Here is a 26292-nt window from a genome sequence, read left to right as displayed (position 1 = left end):
ACATGACGATACAGATGAAAACCATTGGCCTGATTGGCGGTATGAGCTGGGAGTCGACCATACCTTATTACCGTTATATCAACGAAGCGGTAAAAAACCAGTTGGGCGGGCTGCACAGTGCAAAATGCATTTTAGTCAGCGTCGATTTTTATGACATTGAACGGCTGCAACAGGCCGGCGATTGGGATGCCGCTGGTGCTATGCTGGCAGATGCGGCGCGTTCGCTTGAAGCGGCTGGTGCCGATTTTATTGTGCTCTGTACCAACACCATGCATAAAGTGGCGGCCAATATTGAGGCGGCGGTAGCTATTCCGCTGTTGCATATCGCCGATGCCACTGCCGCGGCGATCAAGCAGGCAGGCTGCAGCCGGGTAGGTTTGCTCGGCACTAAATTTACTATGCAGCAGCCGTTTTACCGCGAGCGGCTAAGTGAGCAGCATGGCATAGAGGTGCTGCTGCCGAATGAGACTGAGCAAGACAGTCTGCATCAAATTATTTACCAGGAATTGTGTCAGGGGGTGATAAATCCCGAGTCGAAGCAAATCGTACGCCGGATGATGGCCGGTCTTGCCTGGCAGGGCGTGGATGGCATTATTCTTGGTTGTACAGAAATTGGTTTGCTGGTCGGCAAAGCTGATGCTGCCGTGCCGCTGTTTGATACCACGTTGATCCATGCCAAAGCGGCAGTTGAGCTGGCATTGGCAGGGAAAGTATGACGCAGCAGCTTACTCCCCCCGCTATTATGTTAATTTACGATAAAGACTGCCCGGCCTGCAATGCTTATTGCCAGCTGGTACGTATTCGCCAAAGTGTCGGTGAGTTACAGCTGATTAATGCCCGTGAAGATAGTGCAGTGATGCGTGAGCTAACGGCACAGGGTTTGGATATTGACCAGGGTATGGTGCTGAAAATGGCAGATAACAGCTATTATGGCAGCGACGCCATTTATATGTTGTCGTTGCTAAGTAGCCGCAGCGGGGTGTTTAACCGGCTGAATTATCATCTGTTCAAATCACGCCGGCTGGCAAAAGTGCTGTATCCGTTGCTGCGCGGTTGTCGCAATTTGCTGCTAAAACTGCTGCGCAAACGTAAAATAAATAACCTCGGCCTGCACGGCAATGACCGCTTCTAAGCACTGAGCATAAATATAATCCCAGACCGGCACCGAAGTATTTTAACCATAAAAAATGAACGCCTGCAGCATGCGATATGCGACAGGCGTTACGACACTGGCCGGTTTGCTAAGCTGAGAATATCAGTTTATCGGCCAATTTTTGTGGTAACTGTTGCAAGTCTGCGGCGTTGTTACTTACCACCACAATGTTGGCATTAGCTCTGGGTAGGGTTAATCCCTGATACAGCGCATCGGCAAATTCTGCGCTATACGCCAGTTCAGCATCTTTGGGTACAACAAACACAGTGGCATAGCCGCTATCGGTTTTTATCGCCAAATGCAGTGAGCGCACGCCTTGAAAGGTGCAGTAGCGGGCATAGATAATCTCGTCCTGCCAATCTTGCAGGCTGGCATTAAAGTCGGCCAGTTTCAGATTTACCTCGTCCAGAGTTTGTGTTTGCGCGTGTGTTTGCAAAAAGTCATGTTCGTGATACACATGCGCCAGGGCATGGCTGCCTATGTCTGCTGCTAAGCTGCCCTGATATAGCTGCACACCCAATACCGACACCAGCGCGATGCTGGCTGCCAGTGCAAGCGGCGTAAACCAGTTGCGCTTGGTTTTGTTGTGCTGCAAAGGTATTTGCAGTAAGCGCTCGGCCAACATAGGCGGTACTGGCACCTGCAGTGCATCTTCCAACTCCCGTTGTTGCTGCTGCAATTCAGTGGCAAATTGGCGCAGATTAGCATCCTCGCTGAGCGCACGTTGCAGTGCAGGGTGCTGGCTGAAAGGATCAGCGAGCAATAATTGCTGTAATTCGGTGTTATCCATGGCGAGGCTCCCCAGGTACATCAATGGCGTTGCGCAGTAATTTGCGGGCGCGAAACAGCCGGGTATTAACGGTATTCACATTCAGTTGCAGTTGACTAGCGATTTCATCGCTACTAAAGCCGCCTAATGCTTGCAGCACAAGTGGTTCGCGGTACTCTTCGGGCAGCGCAGCAATATGCTTGCGCAGTTTGTCGTTGTCGTAGTCCTGCTCAGCGCTGGTTTGGTCGCCGTCGGGCAGGCTGTCTTGCTCAGTCGCGTCGTCGTAATCAAATTGCTTACGTTCAAAGCGGCGGGCATTTTCACGCCGCAGTATGGTAATAAGCCAGGCCTTGGCGGCGCCGGCTTCCAGCAAGCTGTCTAGGCTTTTCCAGGCACGTAAAAAGGTTTCTTGCACTAGATCCTGGGCGATATCGGCGTCTTTACACAACCAATAACCGTAACGATAGATGTCGGCATGGTAATGGCGCACCAACTGTTCATAGCGCCGGGTTTTACTGTCATTTAGCTGAAACACCGCTGCATTGTGCGGTGGCGTGGTAGTGGGCTGCTCGGGCATAGTAACTGGGTTCGTTGCTGCAGAGTTGACAGCCAGCCTAGCGTTATTTCGCGTCACTGGCAAAGAATGGATGCTTGCCATTAGCGTGCTCCGGCGCTAAAGCGCCGACTTAGATAATGATCCAAGCTGGTGTAACGGCCAGCCCCGGTAAAAAATAAACTCAGTAACATAACAAAATAAGTGCTGGCGAATTCGATGCCGTTATTCAATATAACAATATTGCCTTTGCTGGTTAGCCAGTCGTAATTGCCATGCTGCTGCAGTAGCTGTTTAGCCGCGCTTAACTGGTCGGCTGAATCCAGTACCTGTTCGTTAGCTAGCCAGCTGCTACTGTCAGCGATTGCTAGCCAACCGTTGGGCCAATGTACGGCAAAAATGGCAACCAGCATGGTAACCATTAGCGGAATGCTAACCAGTCGGGTAAATAAGCCAAGCATTAAAAACACGGCACCAACGATTTCGGCTGTTATGGCCAGGCAGGTCAATAACGCTGGCATCGGCAAACCTAAACCCCAATCGGCATTGCCAAACCAGGCTACGGTGTTGTCAAAATGCCGATATTTGTTCCAGCCGGCTTGCAACAGTACTGGTGCGAGATAAAGCCGCAGTAACAAAGGTGCCAGGCCCGATAAGTATTGGCTGGCGTTGATGGCGCGTTGATAGAAAAACAAAACAGTCTGCATAGGGTTAACGTCGAGTGGGTTGCTATGCAGTATAAGAACGGAGGCTTGGCGCAAATATTTCAGCGCAGTATTATTTTATTGCTGTGCTGTGCTGTGCTGTGCTGTGTTCGCGGGTTTAATGCACACGGTATAGACGGCAAAAAAAGTCAATTACGGCATCGGCATCTAGCTGAGAGAAGCGGACTTTGCGTTGTGCCATAATGGCTTCGCCGAGTGTTTTTAACGTATGTTCCAGCGGTAAGCCGCTTGGCCGCTCCAGTTGATGGTCGGCAAACAGGAAGTTAAGCGCGGCGCTGGCATAAGATTTACCCGGTGCTAAAGACAGCAATTCCAGCTCTTGCAGGCGTACACCCAGGTTGCGAATTTTCTGTAAGCGGTAAGTCTCGTTCATGCTGGGCTCCGTGGAATGTTTGCCTGTATAAACAAGGTATCGACAGCGTGGGCGATTTCTTTAGCCAAACTACAAAATTGACCAGCACAGCAGCGGTGCTTTTTGCTAGTATAGCCGGTATTACAGCTGGTTAAGCTAAGGTAGTTCATGACCCAACACTCTCATCCCCTGGCGCTGAACGTGCAGCAGCTTGGGCCGCAATTAGATGCAAAACTGATTAAGCAGGCGCTGGACGTACAGCAATTGATACCGGCATTTATTGGTCAGGACAGGGCTAAGTCAGCGCTGGCCTTTGCTATTGGCATGGATATGCCTGGCTATAATTTGTATGTAATGGGCGAGCCAGCACTGGGCCGTTTTACCCTGGTGCAGGATATTCTGCAGCAAGCCGCCAGTGAAAAGGCCACACCGGAAGAGTGGTGCTATTTAAATAATTTTGATGATGAACGCGTGCCTGGCACGCTGCGCTTATTGCCGGGCGAGGGCAAAGTGCTGGTAAAAAAGATTGAGGCATTAATCGACGAGCTGCTTGATACCTTTCCGGCCGCGTTTGATAACCCCGGCTACCAGCGCAAAAAGAAAGCTATCGCCCGCGCATTTGATGATAAATACGAGCAGGCGATAGAGCTGGTCGAGAAAAAAGCGCTGGAAAAAAATGTGGTGCTGTATGAGGAAAACGGTGCGGTAAGTTTTTCGCCGATTATTGATGGTAAGCCGCTGGATGACCAGGAGTTTTCTAAAATAACCGAAGAGCAACGCCAGTATTTTTATGGCCTGGTAAGCGAGCTGGAAACTATTTTAAACGAACAGCTATTAGAGCTGCCACAGTGGAAGCGCGAGTTATCAGAAAGCCTGCGCGCGCTGAGAAAAGACACCATCGAACAAGCTATTAAGCCGTTGCTAAAGCAGCTGGAGCATGACTACGTGGCAGAGTTGGGCGTGCTGCGCTATGTCCGGGAAATGCGCAATCATCTGATTAAGGCTGTATTGGAGTTAATGCCAGACGAGTCTGAAGCCGAAAAGCAGGAGGAAAGTGACAATCGCGAAATCTTTATCGAAGAATTTGTCCCCAACGTGCTGGTGCATTATGAAAGCATGTCAGGCGCGCCGATTATTTTTGAGCCTAATCCCAGCTACGGCAATTTGTTTGGCCGGGTAGAGTACAACTCAAATAGCGGCTCGTTATACACCAACTACCGCATGATCCGTCCCGGTGCTTTGCACCGTGCAAACGGTGGCTATTTGATTCTTGATGCCGACCGTTTGCTTACCCAGCCACAGCTATGGGACGCGTTAAAGCTAGCGCTAAAATCCGGTGAGTTGTTAATTGATACGTTGTCGGAACATGCTGTAACTAACTCGACCATTATTACACCCAAAGCCATACCGTTGAATGTAAAAGTAGTGCTACTGGGCTCACGGGATTTGTACTACCTGATCCAAGATGTAGATGATGAATTTAACGAGCTGTTTCGCGTACTGGCGGATTTTGAACATTACCTGCCGTATACCGCACAAACCGTAACCTATATGTCGATGCAAATTCGTGAGCAAATGCGGTTATTAAATATCGACGAATTAACCGCCGGTGGTTTAAAGCAGCTACTCACTTTTAGTTTTCGCCAAGCCGAGCACCAGCGCAAGCTATCTGCACGTTTTGCCGATGTATTGGAATTAGTACGTGAGGCCTGTTACTACGCCGGTCAGCAGCACAGCAGCAGCCTGGACGCTGCTCATATCCAGCAAGCGCTGAACGGCAAGCAGCACCGTACCGGCCGCATTAGCGAAGGCTTTTTAGAAGATATTCAGGAAGGCCAGATTTTAATAGATACTGACGGTCTGGCGGTGGGGAAAATTAACGGCTTAACGGTACTGGAAATTGGTGATACCGCCTTCGGTACACCGGCGCGCATCAGTGCCACCGTATTTGCCGGCTCCAGTGGTGTGATTGATATCGAGCGTGAGGTTGAGCTGGGTAAAGCCATTCACTCCAAGGGCGTGTTGTTGCTTACTGGCTACCTTGGTGCAAAATATGCCCGCGAGTTTCCACTGACATTGTCAGCCAATATTGCCATGGAACAAAGCTATGGTCATATCGATGGCGACAGTGCTTCGCTGGCGGAAGTGTGCGCGCTGTTATCGGCCATTACCGATATACCGATTAAGCAAAGCCTGGCGGTGACAGGTTCTATTAACCAACATGGCCAAGTGCAGGCTATCGGTGGTGTAAATGAGAAGATAGAGGGTTACTTCCGTTTATGCCAAAGCCGTGGTTTAACCGGTGAGCAGGGCGTGATTATTCCGGCCAGCAACCAGCTTAACCTGGTGTTAAATGATGACGTCATTAATGCAGTAAAGCAGCAAAAGTTTCATCTCTACGTGGTAAAAACAGTAGATGAAGCGTTAACCTTGCTTACCGGGGTAGATGCTGGCGAGAAAAACAGTCGCGGCCAATATCCAAAGAAATCAGTTAACGGCCGGGCGCTGGTGCGGTTGGCTAAAATCGCCGAAATAGTGAATGGCGCTGTGGATGAGGAATAGTTAGCTGTGCCCGTTCGTTACATTCACCGATTATAGTTCGGAGAAGGCCGGGTGATATAACACCTGGCCCTTTTCCCCGCGTAAGCTATGCTGCTGTAATTCCAGCAGCATAAAAGCTTCATCCGGCACCTGCCACGGGCAGCTTATGCCAAATTTACTCGCCGGTAAAAAGCCGAATCTGGCATAGTAAGCCGGGTGGCCTAATACCACCACAGCGGCGATACCACGTTGTTTACACTGCTCAAGGCCAGAGCGCACCAGTGCCGAGCCAACGCCCTGATGCTGTAATATTTGGCTCACCGCCATGGGTGCCAGGGCCATAATCTGGCAGTTGGGCGCGCCGCTAAGTGTGGCAGGTGAAAACAAGATATGACCAATGACTTTATTATGTTGTTCGGCCACCAGCGCAATGCAGTTGTTAGATTGCTGGCGCAAAGCGCTGATCAGCGTAACTTCTGCTTCATTATTAAAGGCCGTGCGGGTAATGTGGGCGATGGCGTCGAAATCGGCGGCTGATTCAGCCCTGACAGTAGTGTCATAACCCAACGCATGCCAGGTGGCGTTGCGGCGGCGTTGCAAGGTGCGGCTGATGTTGTGCAGTAAAGTCATGGCAAAGGCCGACTGACGATCAGGTAGTTTTAGTCTACCTGACTACGCCTGTTAAACAAGCTTTCTGTTAACATTTAGCCGGCTTTACGCTGCCGCAGTAATGCATTCGCGGCAAAAAGCACGAGCAACAGACTGCTAAATAACCACAGTGGCCAATCACCAAATCGGGCATAGGGTGTTTGGCCGGAGGTTAAACTAAGTTGGTCTTGTAGTACCGCTGCGGTAAATTGCGGCAAGCGCTTACTGATTACACCACTGGCATCAACGGTAGCCGTAACGCCGTTATTGGTCGCCCGTAACAGCGGCCGGCCAAACTCCAGTGCACGCATTTGCGCTATTTGTAAATGTTGCTGTGGGCCTATGCTATCGCCAAACCACGCATCGTTACTTACCGTTAGCAGTAATTGCGTGTCTGAGGTCATATTGGCGCGTATTTGCGCCGGAAAGGCGATTTCAAAACAAATAGCCGGTAGCAGGTGAAAACCGTTAGCGACCAGGTTAGGCTGGACATATGCTCCGCGACTAAACGAACTCATCGGTAGGTCAAAAATAGGTGCCAGTTGGCGCAGCCACGTTTCAAACGGCACAAACTCCCCTATTGGTAGCAAGTGGTGTTTACTGTACCGATTGGCATGGCCATAAAAATAGTCGCCATTGCTGGAATGTTTTTCACGCTTACCCAGCACAATTAAGTTATTCCAGGCTTCGCTACTTTTAACGTTATAGTCAAGAATACCAGCAATTACCGCAGTATCGGCATACAGTGCCGCCCGGTCCAGGTTAGCCAAAAACTCATCGGCTACCGGTTCCAGTCTGGGAATGGCCGCTTCAGGCCAAATCACTAAATCAGTTTGAAAGTGTGGCCGGGTTAGGTCCATATACTTTAACATGGTAGGCCATTCTTGCTCTGGCACCCAACGCAGTTCCTGTTTCACATTGCCCTGCACCAGCAATATTGAAAGTTGTTCGCCGCTGTACTGCCAGCCGTTGAACTGCGACAAGGAGGGGCTGATAGCAAAAACAGCGCCTGCAAGCAGCAGGTAGCCGTAGCGGTAGATAGCGCTAACAGATTGCAGCACTTGCGCCAGTGCGCCGGCAGCAAACACCAGTATAAAACTAATGCCAGTCTCGCCAATAAGCGGTGCTAAATCAGTTAAACCGGCACTGGTTTGGCTGTATCCCATTGATAACCAGGGAAAGCCTGTTAACAAACAACTACGTAGCCACTCGGCCAGAGTCCAACTGGCGGCAAATAGCAGCGGCAGCACGGCAGGTTGTCGCAGCCTGGCGGTAAGCCAACTGGCAAATGCCGGAAATAACGCCAGGTAGGCGACTAGCAGCCCCATCAATGCCAGGCTAGCAGCAAGCGGTAAACCACCAAATTGGTCAATACTGACATGCACCCAGCTAATGCCCATTCCGAACCAGCCAACACCAAAACTAAACCCCCGTAGCGCTGCCTGGCGCGCGGAGCCGGCACGGCTGATCAACAACGCCAGTAGCGCTAGCGTTAGCAGTGGCAACCACCATAAAGCATAGGGGGCAAAAGCCAGCGTTGAACAGCCACCTGCCAGCAATAGTAGCAGGTGTGGTAGTAGGGCACTTAGCCTGGATTTAACGACAACAGGCAAGATGGTTAGCCATCCTCTGGTTCAAGGTTTTCTTTAGCACGAATAACCTGCAACTGTACCAAACGGCGGCTGTTAGCTTTACTCACTTTAAAGGTTAGGCCCTGTAGCTCGATACTTTCACCTTTAGCTGGCATATGGCCAAAAGCATGCAGTACTATGCCGCCAATAGTGTCGGCGTCTTCTTCATCAAAAGCGGTATTAAAGGACTCGTTAAATTCGTCCAGTGGGGTTAAGGCACTGACTTGAAATACGCGCGATGCCATTTTCTTGATATCGTTTTCTTCTTCATCGTCGTGTTCATCTTCAATTTCGCCAACGATCTGCTCGAGAATATCTTCAATGGTAACCAGGCCAGACACACCGCCGTATTCATCGACGACAATCGCCATATGATAGCGCTTCTGGCGAAACTCTTTTAACAACGCATCTACGCGTTTGCTCTCGGGAATAATCACCGCCGGACGTAATAGATCACGCAGGTGCCAGTCGGTTTTATTCGGGTCTAATGCAAACTGCAGCAAGTCTTTTACCAGCAATATGCCTTCAATATGATCTTTATCTTCATTCACTACCGGGTAGCGGCTGTGGTTGTTTTCCAGCAGAATGGGCAGCATATCGGCGACACTGTCATCAATGTCGATAGTGGCCATTTGAGAGCGGGGGATCATAATATCGCGCGCACGCATACTGGATACATCCAGCACGCCTTGCAGCATACTTTTGGTGTCGGCATCAATCAAGCTGCGCATTTGCGCTTCGTTAATAATGTCCTGTAAATCTGAAATATCCTGTGGTTCTGCAGTAAAGATACTGGCTATTCGCTCTAGCCAGGATTTACCGGCAGAACCGCGACTAGAGTGGGGATTGTCGTCACTCATGGGTGAACTGTTACTCCAAAAAACAATAAAATCCTATTCGTCATCGGACAAATAGGGGTTAGTAAAGCCAAGTTGTTGCAATATGGTCACTTCTTCGGCTTCCATTTGCTCAGCATCGTCGTCATTTATATGGTCAAAGCCCAATAAATGCAAGCTGCCATGCACTATCATATGCGCCCAATGCGCCGACAATGTTTTACCTTGCTCGGCGGCTTCAGCCATCACTACCGGTGCACAGATCACTAAATCGCCCAATAGTGGCAGTTCGATTCCTGGTGGGCACTGAAAGGCAAAACTAAGGACATTCGTGGGTTTATCTTTGCCGCGATAGTCAAAATTAAGCTGTTGGCTTTCGCTGTTATCGACAATACGCACGGTAACTTCGGCTTCAAGTTGAAAGGGTAATATTGCCGCTTCAAGCCATTGCTGTATGTCGGTAGCGCTAGGTAAATTACTCGCAGTGCTCGCCAGCTGTAAATCCAAAGTAATCGCCATTATTGCCCTTTCGCTGCGTTATCGGCAGCCAGTTTAGCGGCTTCAAAGGCTTCATAGGCCATAACAATGCGCTGTACTATGGGATGGCGCACCACGTCTTTGGCGGTAAAGTGGTTAAAGCTGATTTCTGTTACGTCGCTAAGTACATCTATGGCGTGCTTTAAGCCAGAATACTGGCCGCGCGGTAAATCTACCTGTGTAATGTCGCCGGTGATCACAGCTTTGGAACTAAAGCCAATGCGGGTTAAGAACATTTTCATTTGCTCTACCGTGGTATTTTGGCTTTCATCCAGAATAATAAACGCATCGTTTAGCGTACGGCCGCGCATATAGGCCAGCGGAGCAATTTCAATGATGCCACGCTCCAGATACTTTTCGACCTTTTCAAAGCCAAGCATTTCAAACAAGGCATCGTATAGTGGTCGCAGGTAAGGGTCGACTTTTTGCGCTAAATCACCGGGTAAAAAGCCCAGTTTTTCACCGGCTTCAACCGCCGGACGCGTTAAAATAATGCGCCGTACCAGGTTGCGCTCCAGGGCATCAACCGCACACGCTACCGCTAAATAGGTTTTGCCGGTGCCAGCCGGGCCGATACCAAAACAAACATCATGGTTTAGCACATTGCCGACGTAGGCCGCTTGGTTTGGGTTACGCGGTTTAATCAGGCCTTTTTTAGTTTTCAGGCTAAAATCACGCGGTTCGCTGTCTTGCTGCTGATACTGAATGTCGTAGTTTTCGCTGATCAGCAAATGTACTTGCTCAGGTGTCAGTTGGCTGTTTGGTGCAGCGGTGGCATCATACAATTGCTGCACAACGTCCAGTGCTGCGGCCACATTTTCAGCGGGCCCGGCAATTTTTAGCTGATTGTCGCGGTGGCTGATGTCCACCAGCAAGCGGCGCTCAACATGCTTTAAGTTATCATCAAACGGGCCGCATAACAGGGTTAATCGACGGCTATCGGCGCCATCGAGTATTAATTCTGCAGTATGTAAAGGTGTGCTCAAAAGCCTGCCTCAGTACAAAAGGGGGCACGTTGCCCCCTAGGTTAGTTATGGAATATAGCTGGTTACACCCAGTGCGTCCGGTGTGTTTTCAGCTTTTTGCCGCGCCAAAATTTGCTGTGGTGCTACTTCACGGCGCAGGCCCATATCGCGTTCGGTACGCAGTAAGGTACCACGTAAAGAATTACTAAATACATCTGTAATGTGAACATCGACAAACTGACCAATCATGTCTGGCGTGCCCTCAAAATTCACTACGCGGTTGTTCTCAGTGCGGCCTGTAAGCTCCATAATGTCTTTTTTCGATGGCCCTTCAACCAGAATGCGTTGCTCGGTACCCAGCATGCCACGGGCTATTTTCAACGCTTGTTGGTTGATGCGATCTTGCAAAATATACAAACGCTGTTTCTTTGCATCTTCACTAACATCATCAGGCAGGTCTGCCGCCGGTGTGCCGGGGCGAGCGCTGTATATAAAGCTAAAGCTCATATCAAAGTTAATGGCAGCGATTAAATCCATCGTGGCCTGAAAGTCAGCATCGTCTTCGCCAGGGAAGCCAATGATGAAATCAGACGACATGCTAAGGTCGGGCCGGATTTTTTTCAGTTTACGAATTTGCGCTTTGTATTCTAATGCGGTGTGACCGCGTTTCATCAGGTTCAAAATACGATCAGAACCGGATTGCACTGGCAAATGCAAGTGATTAACCAGTTCTGGTACGTCACGGTATACTTCGATAATATCGTCAGTAAACTCTACCGGATGCGAGGTGGTGTAGCGAATACGGTCAATGCCGTCTATTGCCGCCACTAAACGCAGTAACTCGGAGAAATGACAAATACTGCCATCAAATTTTTCACCGCGGTAGCCGTTAACGTTTTGTCCCAGCAGGTTCACTTCACGCACGCCTTGCTCAGCTAACTGGGCAATTTCAAATAATACATCATCCAGTGGTCGGCTAACTTCTTCACCGCGAGTGTAAGGCACTACGCAGAAAGTACAGTATTTCGAGCAGCCTTCCATAACCGAAACAAAGGCGGTTGGACCATCAGCTTTTGGTTCTGGCAAACGGTCAAATTTTTCAATTTCCGGGAATGAAACATCGACTACCGGCGATTTATTGCCACGCACGGCGTTGATCATCTCCGGCAGACGGTGCAGTGTTTGTGGGCCAAACACGATATCGACATAGGGCGCGCGCTCACGAATAGCCGCACCTTCCTGCGAGGCGACACAGCCGCCTACGCCGATGACTAAATCAGGGTTCTTTTCCTTAAGCGGACGCCAGCGTCCCAGCTGATGGAATACTTTCTCCTGCGCTTTTTCGCGGATAGAGCAGGTGTTTAGCAGAATAACATCTGCCTCTTCTGCCTCTTCGGTCAGCGTAAAGCCATGAGTGGCATCCAGCAGGTCGGCCATTTTTGATGAATCGTATTCGTTCATCTGGCAGCCCCAGGTTTTAATGTGCAGTTTTTTGCCCATTGTGCGTCGTTACCTGTATTGTCACTTGGAAAAAAGGGAGCGTATTTTAGCCTGTTCGGGCCCGCGTTGCCAGCACTGGCGTAAAATGGCTGAAAGCTGAAATTGGATAAAGCATGAAGAGGTCTGCCCTAAGTCAACCGTTGAAGGCATGGATGCCTGAATCGAGCCCCCAGGGGTGGGTTTACGGCGCGTTGACGTGGGCAGACCGGCTCATGCGGAATCTGCGGCGGATCTAAATCGATTACAACAACCTCTGCCGGGTAGTGATATAGCCGGCGTAAAAAATAACCAGCACCCCGGCAAACCAGGCCATAGTTACTGGTTCTTGCCAGAATAAATAACCAAAAAAGCCAGCAAAAATAACGCTGCTGTAAGTCCACATGCCAATATCGCTGGCCGGTGCTACGGCATAAGCCCGCGTCATAGCCAGCTGGCCAATTGCCGCCAGTACACCCATGCCAATAAAGGCCAGCCACACGTCGCTATTCAATGGCTGCCAGTAAAATGGCACCGGTATCGCTGATAGCACAGCGGTAAGCAAAGAGAAGTAAAATACAATCCGTACGGCCGGTTCGGTATCTGACATATAGCGGATAGTGGTTTTGGTTATAGCCACTAACACCGCTGACAATAAGCCAACCAGCAAAATGGCTTCGGCACTGCCGTAATTGGCCGGTAATGCCAGCACTACCCCGACAAAGCCCAACAGAATACCAAATAACGTCAACCGGCTGGGGCGCTCTTTTAACCAAAAGCGGGCAATAAGCGGCACGATAAATGGCGATAACAACAATACCAGCATGCCTTGGGCCAATGGCAGCCTGGCTAGCACATAGAAAAAGCAGTACATCGAGATAATGCCTGTAAGGGCGCGGCTAAGGTGCAGGTACCAACGTTTGGTTTTTAACAGGCTAAAACCGTGTTTGTACAAAAACGGCAGCATCAGCAAAAGTGCGAAGAAATTACGGAAAAACACCACTTGTGCCTCTGATGCTGTGGCGCTGGTAAATTTAACAATAGCGCCAATACCAGCAAAGCAGGCTTCAGCCAGAAGTAACAGCAATGCACCTTTGACCAGTGGCGATAGCATAAGATCCTGCAAGGCAGCGATGGGTTAGCTAGTATAACAGAGCGATCGCTGTGCCAGCTGTCGCCAGGTGGTATATTGTCGCAAGGCGCAGGTCACCCAGCTCAGTGGGTTAGATTTCGTTTTGTAAAAAGCCGGCTATATCTGCAGCTGGCATCGGTTTGGCATACAGGTAACCCTGGATAAGGTAACATTGACGCCGGCTGAAAAAGGCCAATTGCTGCTCGGTTTCAACGCCCTCGGCGACGCAATACATACCCAGGCTGTTGGCCATGCTCAGCATGGCTTCAATAATGGTTTCGTCACTACTGTCGATGCCGATATCTTTCACAAAACTGCGATCGATTTTTATCCCATCTATGGGAAGTTCTTTTAAATATTTAAGCGACGAATAACCGGTACCAAAGTCATCCAGTGCCAGTTGCACACCCAGCTCGCTTAATGCCAGCATGGTTTCAATAGCACTTTGGTGGTCACGCATCAGGGCGCTTTCGGTAACTTCATACCGTAAACAGCTGGCGCAAATATCATATTTGTCCAGCAAAATACGGGTTTGCTCTACCAGTGCGGGTTGCTCCAGGTGCTGGGTGGATAAATTAACCGACAGATACAATTGGTAACCGAGCTGTTGCCAATGTTGTAAATCTGCCAGTGCCCGATCTAGCAAGTGCTGCGTCATGGTGATGATCAGCCGCAATTCTTCAGCCAGTGGGATAAATTCAGCTGGCGATATCAAACCTTCATTGCTTTGCCAGCGTAGCAGTACTTCAACACCGGCTACCTGCCGGGTTTGGCTGTTTACTATGGGTTGATAATAGTTAACAAACTCATTGTTTTGTAAGGCTTTTCGTAACCGCGTTTCGCGTGCTAGCCGCATATGCGCTTTTTCGTTCATTTCAGCGGTAAAGAATTGAAAATTATTACGGCCGGCTTCTTTAGCGTGGTACATCGCAACATCGGCATGTTTTAGCAGCTCGGTAGCGTTGATAGCGTCTTCTGGGTACACAGCGATACCTATGCTGGGAGACACGCCTACCGTGTGGGTGCCAAACTGCATGGGCTCGCTTACCGCCGTTAGCATTTTGTTTGCGACGTGGCTGATATTATCTTCGGCTTTATAACCTTCCAATAAAATAACAAATTCATCTCCGCCGAGGCGGGCGACGGTATCACTTTCACGCAGGGTCAGGGTTAAACGGCGAGCAACCTCTTTTAACAACAAGTCGCCAATGTCATGGCCTAACGAATCGTTAATTTGTTTAAATTTATCCAAATCAATAAAGCATAACGCCAGCGAGCGTTTATCACGCTTGGCCTGATCAATGCCATGATAGATACGATCCATCAATAAGGCCCGGTTAGGCAAGCCGGTTAGTGCGTCGTAATTTGCCAGGTAGCGCAATTCATCTTCGGCCATTTTTTGTGCGGTAATGTCGGTAAATACCAAGACAAAAAAAGCCAGCTCATTTTGTTCACCTATGGCGCTGATGTTGATCAAGGTAGGACGTTCGCGGCCATCAGGAGTGATTACCTGTTCTTCGCCTTGCCAATGTTCACCAGCTTTTAATTCTTTTAGCAATTTAGTGTAAAACCGTCGCCGTACCAGGCTTATGCCCAGATGATGCGGTCGCGGTTGTTCTAAATATTGCTCCATATTGCCAAAAGCGACAGCAAACGACTGATTCGCTGTGATCACACGTTGTGTGGCATCCAAGATCACTACCCAGTCGCGCGTTTGCTGGAAGGCTTCGCCAAATAGACGGGCTTTTTCCTGATTGGCGCGGGTTTCGGTAATGTTGCTAAAAGTCCCTATTACTTTTTGCACATGGTCGCTGCGGCCTATGTCGGTGGCTTTACCCTGATCGCGGAACCACAACCAGCCACCGTCGCGATGTTGCATGCGGTAGGTAAAATCAAACCCTTGTTCAGGCTGCTGTAAAAAACGCTGCCATTGATTACTGAAGCCGTCCCGGTCCTCAGGGTGAACAAGAGTTAAATGCTGTTGCATCGTTAATGGGTTCATGGTGGTGCTGTAGCCAAGCATGCTGTGAATGCGTGAGGCAAATAATCGGTTGTTATTGGCCTGCCATTCCCACGCGCCACTATTTACCGAGGCTAAAGCCTGTTTTAGGCGCTGCTCACTTTGCAGCGCTTTGTCGTGAGCATGGCGTAACATTGCAGTTTGCTGCTGCCGCATGCGATAGAAGCGATACAACAACAGCAGTACCAAGCTGCTATAAAGCAGCAGTGCCCAGTTAGAAAGCCAGGGTGCCGGTTTAACAATTAAAGTAATTGTTGCTGGTGCGCTCTCGATACCACTTTCTGGTGATACTGATACCACATTAAACTGATAGGTCCCCCGTTTTAACTGCGGAAATACCACGTTGTTATTGCTTTGACGTGGATAATTAATATTGCTGCTACCGCTTAGCCAGTAGCGGTACTGTACTTTGTGATTGCTGCCAAAATTCATCGCACTAAACTGCAACGTTACACCTAAATCTTTATGCGACAGGATGAACTCACGGTTATTGAGGTTGGCATTAAGCGGTGGCAGCTCACCGCTTAATACGCGGATACCGGTAATTGTTACCTTTGGCTGTATCGGCGGCTGTTGCAATTGTGTGGCGTCTAACACGGTAAGACCACGCATTGAGCCAAAAACCAGGCGGCCATCAGACAGATTCGTGCCGGCGCCGGCATTAAATTCATGCGTGTCAAGGCCATCATTGCGCGTAAAAAATTCAATTTTCAGTGAGCTAGAATTCAATCGCGCCAGGCCAAGATGCGATGAAAACCAAATGTCACCATATGCGTCCTGTTTCAAGCTGTAGATAGCATCTGATAATAGCGCTTCGCCAACCGGGAACTGCTTAACTAGCTGCAGGCTGGTTAAGTCAAACCCCAGCAGACCAATACCTGACATGCCGACCCACAGACGATTTTGTTTATCAACCAGAGCGGTATCCGCATAACGGTTAGATTGCGGTAGATAGTTATGATGGCGGTACAGCAACCTACTTTGACCGCTTTGGGGCTGCCACAGCCAAAGCTCATCCGGTTTTGTTAGCAATAAGCTACCGTTGGTGCCCGGTAACACGGTAACAAAGCCGGTGTCATTGTTATATGCCAGTGATTGCAGTTTGTCGGTAATATCAATGACATCACCAGTTTGCGTGTCATAACGGAATACCGCGTCAGCATGAAAAAAATACACGTAATTGCCCGTTGCAAAGTAGCCGCCACTGTCCTGTCCAAATAGTGGCAACTGTTCATCAACCACCCCAGGCAAAGGTTGCAATTGGCCAGATATGCTATCAAACAGACGCAATCCGAGACCGGTATGTAGCCAATATCGGCCATTACCAGCACTGATAATGTTATAAATAGCACCAAGATGATCAATCGCTTTGGGATCGTCGGACACAAAGTATGCGGCCGTGTTGTAGTTGTCTAAATTTAGCTTATTCAGGCCATTGGCGGTTCCCACCCAAAGAGCCGTGCTGTCTTGCACCATACTGTAAACTATATTGTTGCTCAGTACTGAGGCTATTGGATAGTCGCGGCTAATTTGGCTAAATGCTTCACTGCGTGGATGCCAATAGTAAGCACCATCATTACGCGTGGCTAACCAAAAACCACCGTCCCGGTCGGCAATAACATCTACGATATTGTTGTCAGTTAAATCGTGAGTGCTGTCGGTTAGTTTAACCAGGGAACTCAGCTCGGCGCTGTCGTGGACAAAACGGTACAAACCGCTTTCAGTCGGAATAACGATTTGCTGATTCTGCTCCTGCCATAGCAGACGCCAGATATTAAGTTGTGGCAGTTCAGTTTTAACCTGGTAGGGTTCACCGCGTTGCAAATAAGCCAACACTGCATCCAAGCTAATGCTGTATAGCCCTTCAACGGTGCCTATCCATAATTTTTCACGTTTTATACTCAGTACTTTTGCATGTTGCTGGTGTTCATTTGTGCTGTGTTTATCGGCATGATACAGCGGTTGATGCTGGCCTGTTTGCATATCGTAAACGATGACCCGGTTGTAAGCTGCGACAAACACAAAATTTTGATAAACCAAAATATGGCGCAGCCAGCCATCCGGCTCACCTAAATCATTTAAATTAAATAGCGGTGTAACACTGCCATTCTGCTTGGCCACCATAAACAAGCCATGCTCGGTGGCTAGCAATAAATTATGTTGGTCATACTGTTCCAAAGCAGTTATATGGCTGGATCGCAATGTTTCAAACTGCTGCCGTAACTGCGTAAGCAAGACCAAAAAGCCGCTGTCAGCGTCATAGCGGTACAAGTCTCCACCTGCTGTTGCAGCATAAATTTGCTGTTCGTTATCTTGCAACATCTGAGTGAAGGCAACTTCTCGGAGACCATAATTTACGGTGCTAAGCTGCAGTACTTGGTGGCCATCATAACGGTTCAGGCCGCCTTCTGTTGCCAGCCAGAGAAAACCATCGCTATCGAGCAGCAGCTCGTTAATCGAGCCCTGTGACAAGCCTTGATCGGGTGTCAATGGCCGCAGAAGTGGGGCAGCAGTCAAGCCGGTTCCAACCAGTAATAAACACAGGGTGGTAACGCGCAGATAAAGCTGCCAAAGGTCCACTGAGACTCCTGTTCGTTGTAGCATGGCTATTATTATAGCTACTTATCTTATCATCTAGTAAAAACATACACTTAGAGCAGCCTGTTTGTCCAGCACCGGACGGCTATCCTGCTTTTGTTTTTTTATCGCATAAACAAAATTGCCAGCTGCAATAGCAGCAAACTGACTATTAACAGCATAAAGTACAGTTGGATAAAATGCACGATACGAATACTAATGCCGATATCGCGCCAACCCGGTTCGCGTTGTTGTGTGAAGCGGGTGCGCGTTATTTTTTCTGTGGCGTAATAAGCCGGGCCTCCAAGCTTGCAGCGCGTGGCAACGCTGGCGCAGCTTAAAATATAAAAGGATGGCAAATTGAAAAACAGGCGGTTGACGCGGCCTTGCCGGATACAGCGTTTAATGCCGTACTGCAACGCCAGAATACTGCTCGCTATGGCCATCGGTATGGCTGCGCTACAGTTGCTAAGCCAGCTTGCAAGTTTACCAAAGGCAGCATGATAAGGTAATTTACTGTTCCACTGCTGGCCTAACTCCTGCAGCAGGCGGTAGAGCAAAGCGCCGATGCCACCACCGAGCACAAACCAAAACCATACGCCCAACTCCAGCCTGCAGCTACGTAAGATAGCGGTTTCTATCATGGCTTTGCTCAGGCCCATTTCTGTCAGTCGGCTGCTATCACGTAGCAGCAAAACACCAGCTTGCTCTTTGGCTAATGCCAGTTGATTGCGGCTTAGGCTGTGCGTAACAGCAAGTACTTGCCTGCGCTGCAGTGCCCAATCCATGCTGATGAATAGCAGCAAAGCGTCCAGTGCCAGTGGTAACTCGGAAAATAAGTATAAGCTGTAGCCCAGCATAACTGGCGGCGCAATGGCAACCAGCACCGCCAGGCTACCTGACAGCACTTGCTGCTGACGCGGCCGGCTTGGATCAGGATGCACTTTGCGGCCTAGTTGACGGGCGTAGTAGCGAAATAGCGTAAGCGGATGATAAGACGATGGCAGCACCAATAGCCTCGATGTTAGCACCGTGGCTATTAGCAGCAAAGGTTCAGGCCACAGCTGTTGCCACCACACGCTAGAGGCTAACTCCAGCCAGGCTAACAAGCATTTCCTTAACCATGGCCGAGCTGTTTTTAGAGGCAACCTCTAGGTAGGCTTCAAACGATTGTGGCGATTCTTTACCGGCGATATCACTAAGGCTGCGGATCACCACAAAAGGCGTCTGCATCATATGGCACACTTGCGCTATGGCCGCACCTTCCATTTCGACAGCTAACATGGTTGGAAATTGTTGGCGGATGCTGGCGATGCGCTGCGGATCGCAAATGAAGCTGTCACCTGTTGTAATAAGGCCTTGCTTAGTTTTGCAGTAACCCAGCCGGGCAATACTTTGCTCTGCTGCAGCAACCAGCGCCGGATGCGGTAAGTAGGCTGCGGGCATTTGCGGGACCTGGCCAGGCTCATAGCCAAAGGCGGTCACGTCAACATCGTGGTGGCGTAGCTCGGTGCTAATTACCACATCTCCCACGTCAAGCTCCGGGTCGAATCCGCCAGCGGAGCCGGTATTGATAATGGCGTTGGGTTTAAAATGCTCTATCATCAGCGTGGTAGCTACTGCTGCGGCCACTTTGCCAATGCCTGACTGCACCAGAACCACAGGCATGCCTTGCAGTGTGCCGGTGCAAAATTGATAACCCGCTACGGTTTCTATCTTGCTGTCTGTGATTTGCTGGCGCAACAGCGCCACCTCTGGCTCCATCGCGCCAATAATACCAATCAATTGCATACTCAGCTCTCTGTGATGACAAAGGCAGCAGTATAAAACGAGCCGACGACAAAATCTTGCTTTTCCTTGTCTGGCAGCGGCTTTATTGGCTCAGCGTAATAGTGTTGGCGGCGCGGTTATCGGTCAGGATGCCGGCTTGATAGTCAGCTATAGCCTGTTCTATCTCGTTGGTACTGTTCATCACAAAGGGGCCATACTGCACGACAGGTTCGCCTATGGGTTTTGCAGCCAACACCAGCAACCGCACCGGCTGGTCTGTGCGAAGGCTTAGGTTGCTGCCACTAGTGAGAACGCCGACATGGTGTTGCGGTACGTTGCGGCTATCGTTGTTGTCCTGCACTGTTACGCTGCCGGCATAGGGGTAGACAAAAGCGCTGTGCTGCGGTGGTAACTGCAACGTTAGCTGCTGATCTGCGTTGAGGTGCAAATCATAATATTGCGGGTCAGTGCTTAAGCCTTGAATAGGGCCGCCTTGTTGCAGCGCGCCGTTGTCAAACGTGCCGGCAATAACTTTGGCCACGCCTTGCGCTAAGTTCAGTAGTGGAATGTGTTCAGGCGCAATATCAACATAGGCAGCCGGTTGCATTTTTTCAGTCGCTGGTAGATTTAACCACAGTTGAAAGCCCTGCATGAGACCTTGCTCTTGCTGTGGCATTTCGGAATGAATAATGCCGCGACCAGCCGTCATCCACTGTACGCCACCGCTTTTTAAATGCCCCTTGTTGCCCAGATGATCTTCATGCAGCATGTGGCCTTCAAGCATATAAGTAACTGTTTCAAAGCCGCGGTGTGGATGCGCAGGAAAGCCCTTGATGTAGTCGCCAGGTTTATCGGAGCCAAAAAAATCCAGCATAAGGAAAGGGTCTAGCCGGGTATGTGGATTTTGCCCGAGGCTACGTTTAATTTTCACACCCGCGCCGTCTGATGCTGCTATGGCTGGGATAATACGTTGCAAAGTTCGGCTGGTCATAATGGCCTCCAATGATGTTTACTTATTAAACGCCAAGCAAAATGAAAAGAAAACTGCATTATTGTCCATGTTATTTTCTAAAAATTGGAACGGTTGGCCTGTTTTAGAGTTCAGCCAGCGTTAAGTCGTTGCCGCTAAGCTGGCTCTGTTTTGACAAATCAGTACCTGGCTGTTGCCAGGCAGAGAACAACAAGGAGTCGTAAGATGAAAAAATCCATAATACTGGCCGGCCTGCTCGCAGCCACTTTTGCCGTAAGCGCTCAGGCAAAGATTAATTGGGATTATATTGGCGCCGGTTACACCGATGCTGGTGGTGACGGCCCTTATGTTGAAGCGTCTTACCGGCTGGATGGTAGCTGGGTAGTGGACGCTACTTATACCCGTTTATCCAATGGACCTTTTGATGTGAATTTTGTCCAGGCTGGCGTTAATTATTTAACGGGGTTCAAACTGGATTTTTCGCCAACGACACAGAGCTATATTCTTGCCGGTATTGAGCACGCTTCTGGCGATGCAGATGATACGGGTGGTTACGGCGGCGTGGGTTTACGTCATCCATTAACACGCCAGGTAGAACTCTATTCCGAGGCGACATACCACTCTATCGGTGATGATCATGGCAGCCTGGCTGGCGGTATCGCATTTTACCTGAGCCCAGACTGGGCTATTCGCAGCAATATCGCACTGAATAGCGGCGATACTAAAAACGAGTTTCGTTTTGGTGTTAGCTACCAGTTTTAATTGACATTTTACTGACTGAACAGCGCCTGTTGGCGCTGTTCGTGTTGTAGTAGCCAGGCCTTTTTTTCCAACCCGCCAGCGTAGCCGGTCAAAGTCCCATTGGCACCAATAACCCGATGGCAAGGTACAACGATGGCAAGTGGGTTACGGCCATTAGCCGCGCCAACCGCCCGCACCGCCTTTATATTATTAATGCGCCGCGCAATATCGGCATAACTGCAGGTCGTGCCAAATGGCACTTCGCAAAGTGCTTGCCATACTTGTTGCTGAAACGCGGTTCCTGTGGCGGCCAATGGTAAATTAAATTGCTGCAAGGTGCCGGCAAAATAGGCTTGTAACTGCCCGGCGGCAAGCTCTGTCAGCGCCGAGGGCGCATGATTGATGGCGGTATTGCTGAACAAAATTTCACTAATGCCGCTGGACGTGGCGCTAATGTTGATCTGCCCTAATGGGCTTGGAATACATTGGCTAAACATACTAGGCTCCTAAACTAAACCATAACTGAAAGGTGGCATAACTGCGCCAGGGAGCCAGGGCGTTGATATCACCGTTATTACCGGCTTTAGCCAGTGCTTTTTGTACACCTAAATCGCCGCCAAGCCAGACATCGGTATCAGACAAACCGCGTAACCTGGCATAGCTCACTGTCCAGGGGCCAATTCCTTTTATCGCCAACCAGTGTTCTGGTGCGGCATCGCTTTGCTGCAGCACAAACTGCGCCAGTGCTTTTAGTGTGTCACGTCGGGCTTGCGGCACTTTAATCATCTGCAAATCACTACTTGCTAGCGCTTGTGGCGAGGGAAACAGCCTTATACTCATGCCGTCGGTTTCTAACGGCTTGCCCAGCGCCTGTACCAGACGATTTAACTGGGTTCTGGCGCCTGCTACGCTTACTTGTTGGCCCAGTACGGCGCGCACGCCCGCTTCCCAGCTGCTCCAAACACCGGGGATGCGCAGGCCACTGATGATGCCCTGGCTGAACAAGGGATGGCTGGTTAACTGCTGCTCGATATGCAGCAGGTTCGCGTCCAGATCCAACAGGCGGCGCAGATGTTGTACTAGGCTAAACAGCCCTTGCTCGCCAGGCCAGTGTAGCTGTAGCTTGAGGTTGTTATTTGCTGCGGGTTCAACGACGAACCAACCAGGCTGCTGCATAAAGCTGAACGTGCGGCCATAGCGCTGAGCGTCTACCCAATCGATGCCCTCTAAGGTGCGCGCTCGCCAAAAATCCAGCATTTGTTGCCAAGCCAATGGCGGGCGATAACTAAGAGTTAGTTGCAGCATATCCCCTGAGGCTTTATTCTGGCGTCGGATGTTGAGCGGGCTCAATTTAAGCTGTTGTTTAAACGCGTCATTAAAGCGCCGTACGCTGTTAAAGCCAGCGTGAAAGGCAATATGATTTACCGGCATGGTCGTTTCGTGCAATAGCTTCTTTGCAAACAGCACTTGTTGTGCCAAGGCATACTGCTTGGGTGGCATTCCCAGGTGCTGCTGAAATAACTTGCGCAAATAACGCTCTGTAATACCCAAGCGGCAAGCCAAATCATGTTGTGTCTGTTGTTGTAAACCACCGTCGTCAATCAGCCGTATTGCACGTTGTAAGGTGGTGTTGCTGCCTTGCCAGGCCGCAGACCCCGGTGCGCTGTCAGGCCGGCAACGCAGGCACGGCCGATAACCGGCTGCACTGGCTGCAGCCGCCGAAGGGTAATAACATACTTGATGTTCCGCTGGCGCTCGGGCAGGACAAATTGGCCGGCAAAAGATGCCGGTACTTTTTACTGCAGTAAAAAACAAGCCGTCAAAGCGGGAGTCGCGGGCCAATCGGGCTTTATGGCAGATGTCAGGGTTAATCATGGCATGTTTCAATCGCTACTTGTGGCCTGAGTATACCAGTCTGACAGAGCGTGGTTAGCCGGATACGGTACTGGCAATTAAATTTATATTGGCTGGCATTTGTTATATTGCCTAATTGGCGGTGCTCGGCTTAGTATCTACAGATAATAGTGCGTCAGTGAGACGATACAGAACAGGAGTTCATATGTTGGAGCATTTTTTTATTCAGTTAAGCACGGAGCCAGAAACCATCAGTTTTGAGCAAAGTATCACGCTGATTGATGCGCTGTATCAGTTTACGCCGACTGCCTTTAAAAACGGCGAGCTGCATAATGCGGCCGGAGAAAACAACGGCTCCTGCAAAATATTGGCTTTTGGCGCACTGCATCAGTTATCTGCCGCGCAAACCCTGTTTCTGTTTGGTGATTATTACCGGTTGGTACTGGATACCCCCAAAGGCACTGATCATCAGAATATCCGCAATTTTATGCGTACCGGCTGGGACGGTGTATCGTTTAGCGTCGCAGCATTAAGCGCCAAAGCGCCTTAAAATAAAGCGGTGTCAGCGCAGGCCGCTTGCTGTTTGTCTTGCTTCACTTTGCTCTGCTATGGCCCTGTGTTATTTTGACGCCTGCTTGTAACAAAAAATAATAATCACAATTCAGGGTCCCCTATGCAAGAGTCCAGTGTACTGATCACCAATGATGCGGTGGTGCTTGGTTTAATGGCGGTTATTCTTGGCGCCGTGTTTTATACCAGCCACAGTGATAATCCGTTTTTCAAAAAATTCTATACCTATGTGCCGGCTTTGCTGTTGTGCTATTTCATTCCGTCGTTATTCAATACCTTTGGCATTATCGATGGCGAAGGCTCATCGCTGTACAAAATGGCGTCACGTTACTTACTGCCAGCCAGTTTAGTGTTGTTAACCTTAAGTGTGGATTTTAAAGCGATACTTGGCTTGGGGCCAAAAGCGCTAATTATGTTTTTAACGGGTACCTTAGGCATCATCATTGGTGGCCCGATAGCACTTGTTAGCGTGGGCTATTTTTTTCCACAAGAGCTCGGTGGAGATGTGTGGCGCGGTATGACGACCATCGCTGGTAGCTGGATTGGCGGTGGTGCTAACCAGGCGGCGATGAAAGAAGTGTTTAATGTTGATGGCAGTATTTTTTCGGTAATGATTACCGTTGACGTGCTGGTGGCCAACGTTTGGATGGCAGTATTGCTGTTTATCGCCAGCCGGGCGGAGTTTTTCGACCGCAAAAACGGTGCCGATACCAGCGGTATTGTTAATTTGCGCCAGAAAATGGAGCAATACGAAGCTGAGAACGCACGTATTCCAAAGCTTAACGACATTATGCTAATTGTCGCGGTAGGCTTTGGTGTCACAGGCCTATCACATGCAGTGGCCGATATTATTGCGCCCTGGATTGAACAGGTTGCACCGCAACTGGCGATGTATAGCTTAACCAGTACCTTCTTTTGGTTGGTTGTGACCGCCACAACCATTGGCTTATTTTTGTCTACCACTAAAGTGCGTAAGCTCGAAGCGGTAGGCGCTTCTAAAGTTGGCTCAGCGTTCTTATATATTCTGGTGGCGACCATCGGTATGCATATGGATGTCACGGCCATTATGGATTACCCGCTGATGTTTTTAGTTGGTATTGTCTGGATGCTGGTGCATGCCGGCTTGCTGCTGTTGGTCGCGAAACTGATTAAAGCGCCAATGTTTTATATGGCAGTGGGTAGCCAGGCTAACGTGGGCGGCGCAGCATCTGCACCGGTTGTGGCGGCAGCTTTTCATCCGTCGCTGGCGCCGGTAGGAGTGTTGCTAGCGGTGTTAGGCTATGGCCTTGGTACCTACGGCGCCTATATTTGTGGCCTGATTTTACAGCAGGTTGCGCCTTAATCTGCCAAACAACGGAGTGTGGCTAAATGAAACACGGTTTTAAAACAGAATCGCGGCACTATGTGCTGATTGGGGCATTGCTGCTGGCGTTGTATGGCAGTTACTTACTGGTAGCACCTTATGTCGGTGCTATCATACTGGCATTTGTGTTGTCGCTGCTGTGCTTTCCGGTACATCAGTATATTGAGAACAAACTACCCGGCCGGCCTAATTTGGTCGCCAGTATCTCGTGTTTGTTGTTGGTGGTGGTGATATTGGTACCAGCAACACTGGTGTTTATGGCTATAGTGCAGCAGGGCGTTGCGTTTACTAAGCAAAGTTATGCCTGGCTAAGTGACGGCGGTGCGGAGCAACTATTGCAACAGCCGCTGGTGCAAAGCGCGTTGGATAACATTAACCGGGTCTTGCCGACAGAGAACATTAGCGGTGAGAGCATTGTGCAGCAATTGACCGAGTTCGCCTCCGGTTTTGGAAAAGAATTGCTGAACCTTAGTACCAAGCTACTGGGTGACGTTACCGGTTTAGTGTTTGGCTTCGTTATGATGCTGTTTATTCTGTTCTTTTTACTGCGTGACCACGATAAGGTTGTTACTACCTTGCATTGGATATTGCCGCTGTCGCGCTCGCAGGAAGAGGCTCTGTTAAATGAAGCAAAAACTGTTGCGCGATCTGCGGTGATGGGCTCGTTTTTAACCGCTATTGCTCAGGGTATTGCCGGCGGTATTGCTATGGCGATAGTTGGGTTGCCGGGGTTGTTCTGGGGCACCATGATGGCGTTTGCATCGTTTATACCTGCTGTCGGCACCGCGCTAATTTGGCTGCCGGCCAGTTTATACCTGTTTTTAACCGGCGACTGGCCGTGGGCAATCTTTATGGCGGTATGGGGCGTGGTAGTGGTAGGCTCGATTGACAATGTGCTGCGGCCAATACTGATGCATGGCAGCTCAGGCATGAGTACCTTACTGATTTTCCTGTCGCTTCTTGGCGGTATTCAATTGTTTGGCTTAATAGGCGTAATTTATGGACCAATTATTTTTGCCCTGACGTTGGTGCTGTTAAAGTTGTATGCCACAGAGTTCAAAGACTTTCTGGAACAGCAGGATAAGAGCTAGCTATTATCCTGCTGCAGT

Annotated in this window: 24 protein-coding genes; 7 read left to right on the top strand and 17 right to left on the bottom strand. The window is 49.7% G+C overall.

What is annotated here, in order from left to right; all coding sequences use genetic code 11:
* The first annotated feature begins 2 nt into the window (after nucleotides 1–2).
* Nucleotides 3–716 (top strand): aspartate/glutamate racemase family protein, encoded by a 714-nt coding sequence (locus I4W93_RS15110; RefSeq protein WP_224673478.1) that lies wholly within the window; start codon nucleotides 3–5, stop codon nucleotides 714–716.
* Nucleotides 713–1132 carry a DCC1-like thiol-disulfide oxidoreductase family protein gene (locus I4W93_RS15105; protein WP_205312395.1) on the top strand — a complete coding sequence of 140 codons (420 nt, stop codon included), beginning with the start codon at nucleotides 713–715 and terminating at the stop codon, nucleotides 1130–1132. Before I4W93_RS15110 ends, I4W93_RS15105 begins: the two co-directional genes overlap by 4 nt.
* Before the next feature lie 109 nt (nucleotides 1133–1241).
* Here I4W93_RS15105 and I4W93_RS15100 read toward each other — a convergent pair whose 3' ends face one another.
* From I4W93_RS15100 to I4W93_RS15085, 4 genes are all read right to left on the bottom strand, one after another.
* Nucleotides 1242–1943 carry a DUF3379 family protein gene (locus tag I4W93_RS15100; protein ID WP_205312394.1) on the bottom strand — a complete coding sequence of 234 codons (702 nt, stop codon included), beginning with the start codon at nucleotides 1941–1943 and terminating at the stop codon, nucleotides 1242–1244.
* Nucleotides 1936–2580 (bottom strand): sigma-70 family RNA polymerase sigma factor, encoded by a 645-nt coding sequence (locus I4W93_RS15095; RefSeq protein ID WP_205312393.1) that lies wholly within the window; start codon nucleotides 2578–2580, stop codon nucleotides 1936–1938. The genes I4W93_RS15100 and I4W93_RS15095 overlap by 8 nt, the downstream gene beginning before the upstream one ends.
* The gene (locus I4W93_RS15090; protein WP_205312392.1) at nucleotides 2580–3182 is read right to left on the bottom strand and encodes an HvfX family Cu-binding RiPP maturation protein; all 603 of its coding nucleotides are present in this window, start codon (nucleotides 3180–3182) and stop codon (nucleotides 2580–2582) included. Before I4W93_RS15090 ends, I4W93_RS15095 begins: the two co-directional genes overlap by 1 nt.
* Nucleotides 3183–3297: 115 nt before the next feature.
* Nucleotides 3298–3573, bottom strand: a complete 276-nt coding sequence (locus tag I4W93_RS15085; protein WP_205312391.1) for a hypothetical protein — start codon at nucleotides 3571–3573, stop codon at nucleotides 3298–3300.
* A 147-nt stretch (nucleotides 3574–3720) separates the two neighbouring features.
* On the opposite strand from I4W93_RS15085, the gene I4W93_RS15080 reads away from it, so the two are divergent.
* Nucleotides 3721–6114, top strand: a complete 2394-nt coding sequence (locus I4W93_RS15080) for a Lon protease family protein (protein ID WP_205312390.1) — start codon at nucleotides 3721–3723, stop codon at nucleotides 6112–6114.
* A 30-nt stretch (nucleotides 6115–6144) separates the two neighbouring features.
* Here the strand turns inward: I4W93_RS15080 and I4W93_RS15075 are convergent, their stop codons facing one another.
* From I4W93_RS15075 to I4W93_RS15025, 11 genes are all read right to left on the bottom strand, one after another.
* The gene (locus I4W93_RS15075) at nucleotides 6145–6723 is read right to left on the bottom strand and encodes a GNAT family N-acetyltransferase (RefSeq protein ID WP_205312389.1); all 579 of its coding nucleotides are present in this window, start codon (nucleotides 6721–6723) and stop codon (nucleotides 6145–6147) included.
* A 74-nt stretch (nucleotides 6724–6797) separates the two neighbouring features.
* Nucleotides 6798–8354: an apolipoprotein N-acyltransferase gene (lnt, locus tag I4W93_RS15070; protein ID WP_205312388.1), complete on the bottom strand. Its 1557-nt coding sequence runs from the start codon at nucleotides 8352–8354 to the stop codon at nucleotides 6798–6800.
* Between the two features lie 5 nt (nucleotides 8355–8359).
* Nucleotides 8360–9232: a CorC family transporter gene (locus I4W93_RS15065; RefSeq protein ID WP_205312387.1), complete on the bottom strand. Its 873-nt coding sequence runs from the start codon at nucleotides 9230–9232 to the stop codon at nucleotides 8360–8362.
* A 33-nt stretch (nucleotides 9233–9265) separates the two neighbouring features.
* Nucleotides 9266–9727, bottom strand: a complete 462-nt coding sequence (ybeY, locus tag I4W93_RS15060; protein WP_205312386.1) for an rRNA maturation RNase YbeY — start codon at nucleotides 9725–9727, stop codon at nucleotides 9266–9268.
* On the bottom strand, nucleotides 9727–10731 hold the full coding sequence (locus tag I4W93_RS15055) for a PhoH family protein (RefSeq protein WP_205312385.1): 1005 nt from the start codon (nucleotides 10729–10731) through the stop codon (nucleotides 9727–9729). The genes ybeY and I4W93_RS15055 overlap by 1 nt, the downstream gene beginning before the upstream one ends.
* A 45-nt stretch (nucleotides 10732–10776) precedes the next feature.
* On the bottom strand, nucleotides 10777–12210 hold the full coding sequence (miaB, locus tag I4W93_RS15050) for a tRNA (N6-isopentenyl adenosine(37)-C2)-methylthiotransferase MiaB (protein ID WP_205312384.1): 1434 nt from the start codon (nucleotides 12208–12210) through the stop codon (nucleotides 10777–10779).
* Between the two features lie 241 nt (nucleotides 12211–12451).
* Nucleotides 12452–13300: a DMT family transporter gene (locus tag I4W93_RS15045; RefSeq protein WP_205312383.1), complete on the bottom strand. Its 849-nt coding sequence runs from the start codon at nucleotides 13298–13300 to the stop codon at nucleotides 12452–12454.
* A gap of 109 nt (nucleotides 13301–13409) precedes the next feature.
* On the bottom strand, nucleotides 13410–17918 hold the full coding sequence (locus I4W93_RS15040; RefSeq protein ID WP_224673476.1) for an EAL domain-containing protein: 4509 nt from the start codon (nucleotides 17916–17918) through the stop codon (nucleotides 13410–13412).
* Between the two features lie 122 nt (nucleotides 17919–18040).
* Nucleotides 18041–19024: a cobalamin biosynthesis protein gene (locus I4W93_RS15035; RefSeq protein ID WP_205312381.1), complete on the bottom strand. Its 984-nt coding sequence runs from the start codon at nucleotides 19022–19024 to the stop codon at nucleotides 18041–18043.
* On the bottom strand, nucleotides 18996–19706 hold the full coding sequence (gene mtnN / locus I4W93_RS15030) for a 5'-methylthioadenosine/S-adenosylhomocysteine nucleosidase (RefSeq protein ID WP_205312380.1): 711 nt from the start codon (nucleotides 19704–19706) through the stop codon (nucleotides 18996–18998). Before mtnN ends, I4W93_RS15035 begins: the two co-directional genes overlap by 29 nt.
* Nucleotides 19707–19788: 82 nt before the next feature.
* Nucleotides 19789–20676, bottom strand: coding sequence for a pirin family protein (locus tag I4W93_RS15025; RefSeq protein WP_205312379.1), 888 nt, complete (start codon nucleotides 20674–20676; stop codon nucleotides 19789–19791).
* 204 nt (nucleotides 20677–20880) lie between these two features.
* On the opposite strand from I4W93_RS15025, the gene I4W93_RS15020 reads away from it, so the two are divergent.
* Nucleotides 20881–21417 carry an outer membrane beta-barrel protein gene (locus I4W93_RS15020; protein WP_205312378.1) on the top strand — a complete coding sequence of 179 codons (537 nt, stop codon included), beginning with the start codon at nucleotides 20881–20883 and terminating at the stop codon, nucleotides 21415–21417.
* 8 nt (nucleotides 21418–21425) lie between these two features.
* Here the strand turns inward: I4W93_RS15020 and I4W93_RS20450 are convergent, their stop codons facing one another.
* Both I4W93_RS20450 and I4W93_RS15010 read right to left on the bottom strand, forming a co-directional pair.
* Nucleotides 21426–21893 carry a methylated-DNA--[protein]-cysteine S-methyltransferase gene (locus I4W93_RS20450; protein WP_205312377.1) on the bottom strand — a complete coding sequence of 156 codons (468 nt, stop codon included), beginning with the start codon at nucleotides 21891–21893 and terminating at the stop codon, nucleotides 21426–21428.
* Nucleotide 21894: 1 nt separating this feature from the next.
* The gene (locus I4W93_RS15010) at nucleotides 21895–23271 is read right to left on the bottom strand and encodes a DNA-3-methyladenine glycosylase 2 family protein (RefSeq protein WP_205312376.1); all 1377 of its coding nucleotides are present in this window, start codon (nucleotides 23269–23271) and stop codon (nucleotides 21895–21897) included.
* A 184-nt stretch (nucleotides 23272–23455) separates the two neighbouring features.
* Here I4W93_RS15010 and I4W93_RS15005 point away from each other — a divergent pair, with 184 nt between their 5' ends.
* The 3 genes from I4W93_RS15005 to I4W93_RS14995 all read left to right on the top strand — a co-directional run bounded on the left by I4W93_RS15005 (nucleotide 23456) and on the right by I4W93_RS14995 (nucleotide 26274).
* Nucleotides 23456–23800 carry a HopJ type III effector protein gene (locus tag I4W93_RS15005; RefSeq protein ID WP_205312375.1) on the top strand — a complete coding sequence of 115 codons (345 nt, stop codon included), beginning with the start codon at nucleotides 23456–23458 and terminating at the stop codon, nucleotides 23798–23800.
* 123 nt (nucleotides 23801–23923) lie between these two features.
* A complete protein-coding gene (locus I4W93_RS15000; RefSeq protein ID WP_205312374.1) occupies nucleotides 23924–25162 on the top strand; it encodes a DUF819 family protein in 1239 nt (412 codons plus the stop codon).
* 26 nt (nucleotides 25163–25188) lie between these two features.
* On the top strand, nucleotides 25189–26274 hold the full coding sequence (locus I4W93_RS14995) for an AI-2E family transporter (protein ID WP_205312373.1): 1086 nt from the start codon (nucleotides 25189–25191) through the stop codon (nucleotides 26272–26274).
* Nucleotides 26275–26292: the final 18 nt, after the last annotated feature.

The organism is Rheinheimera maricola (assembly GCF_016918075.2).
Classification (GTDB): Bacteria; Pseudomonadota; Gammaproteobacteria; order Enterobacterales; family Alteromonadaceae; genus Alishewanella; species Alishewanella maricola_A.
Note: the sequence above shows the minus strand (reverse complement) of the source record. Positions and strands in the feature narration are given on the sequence as shown.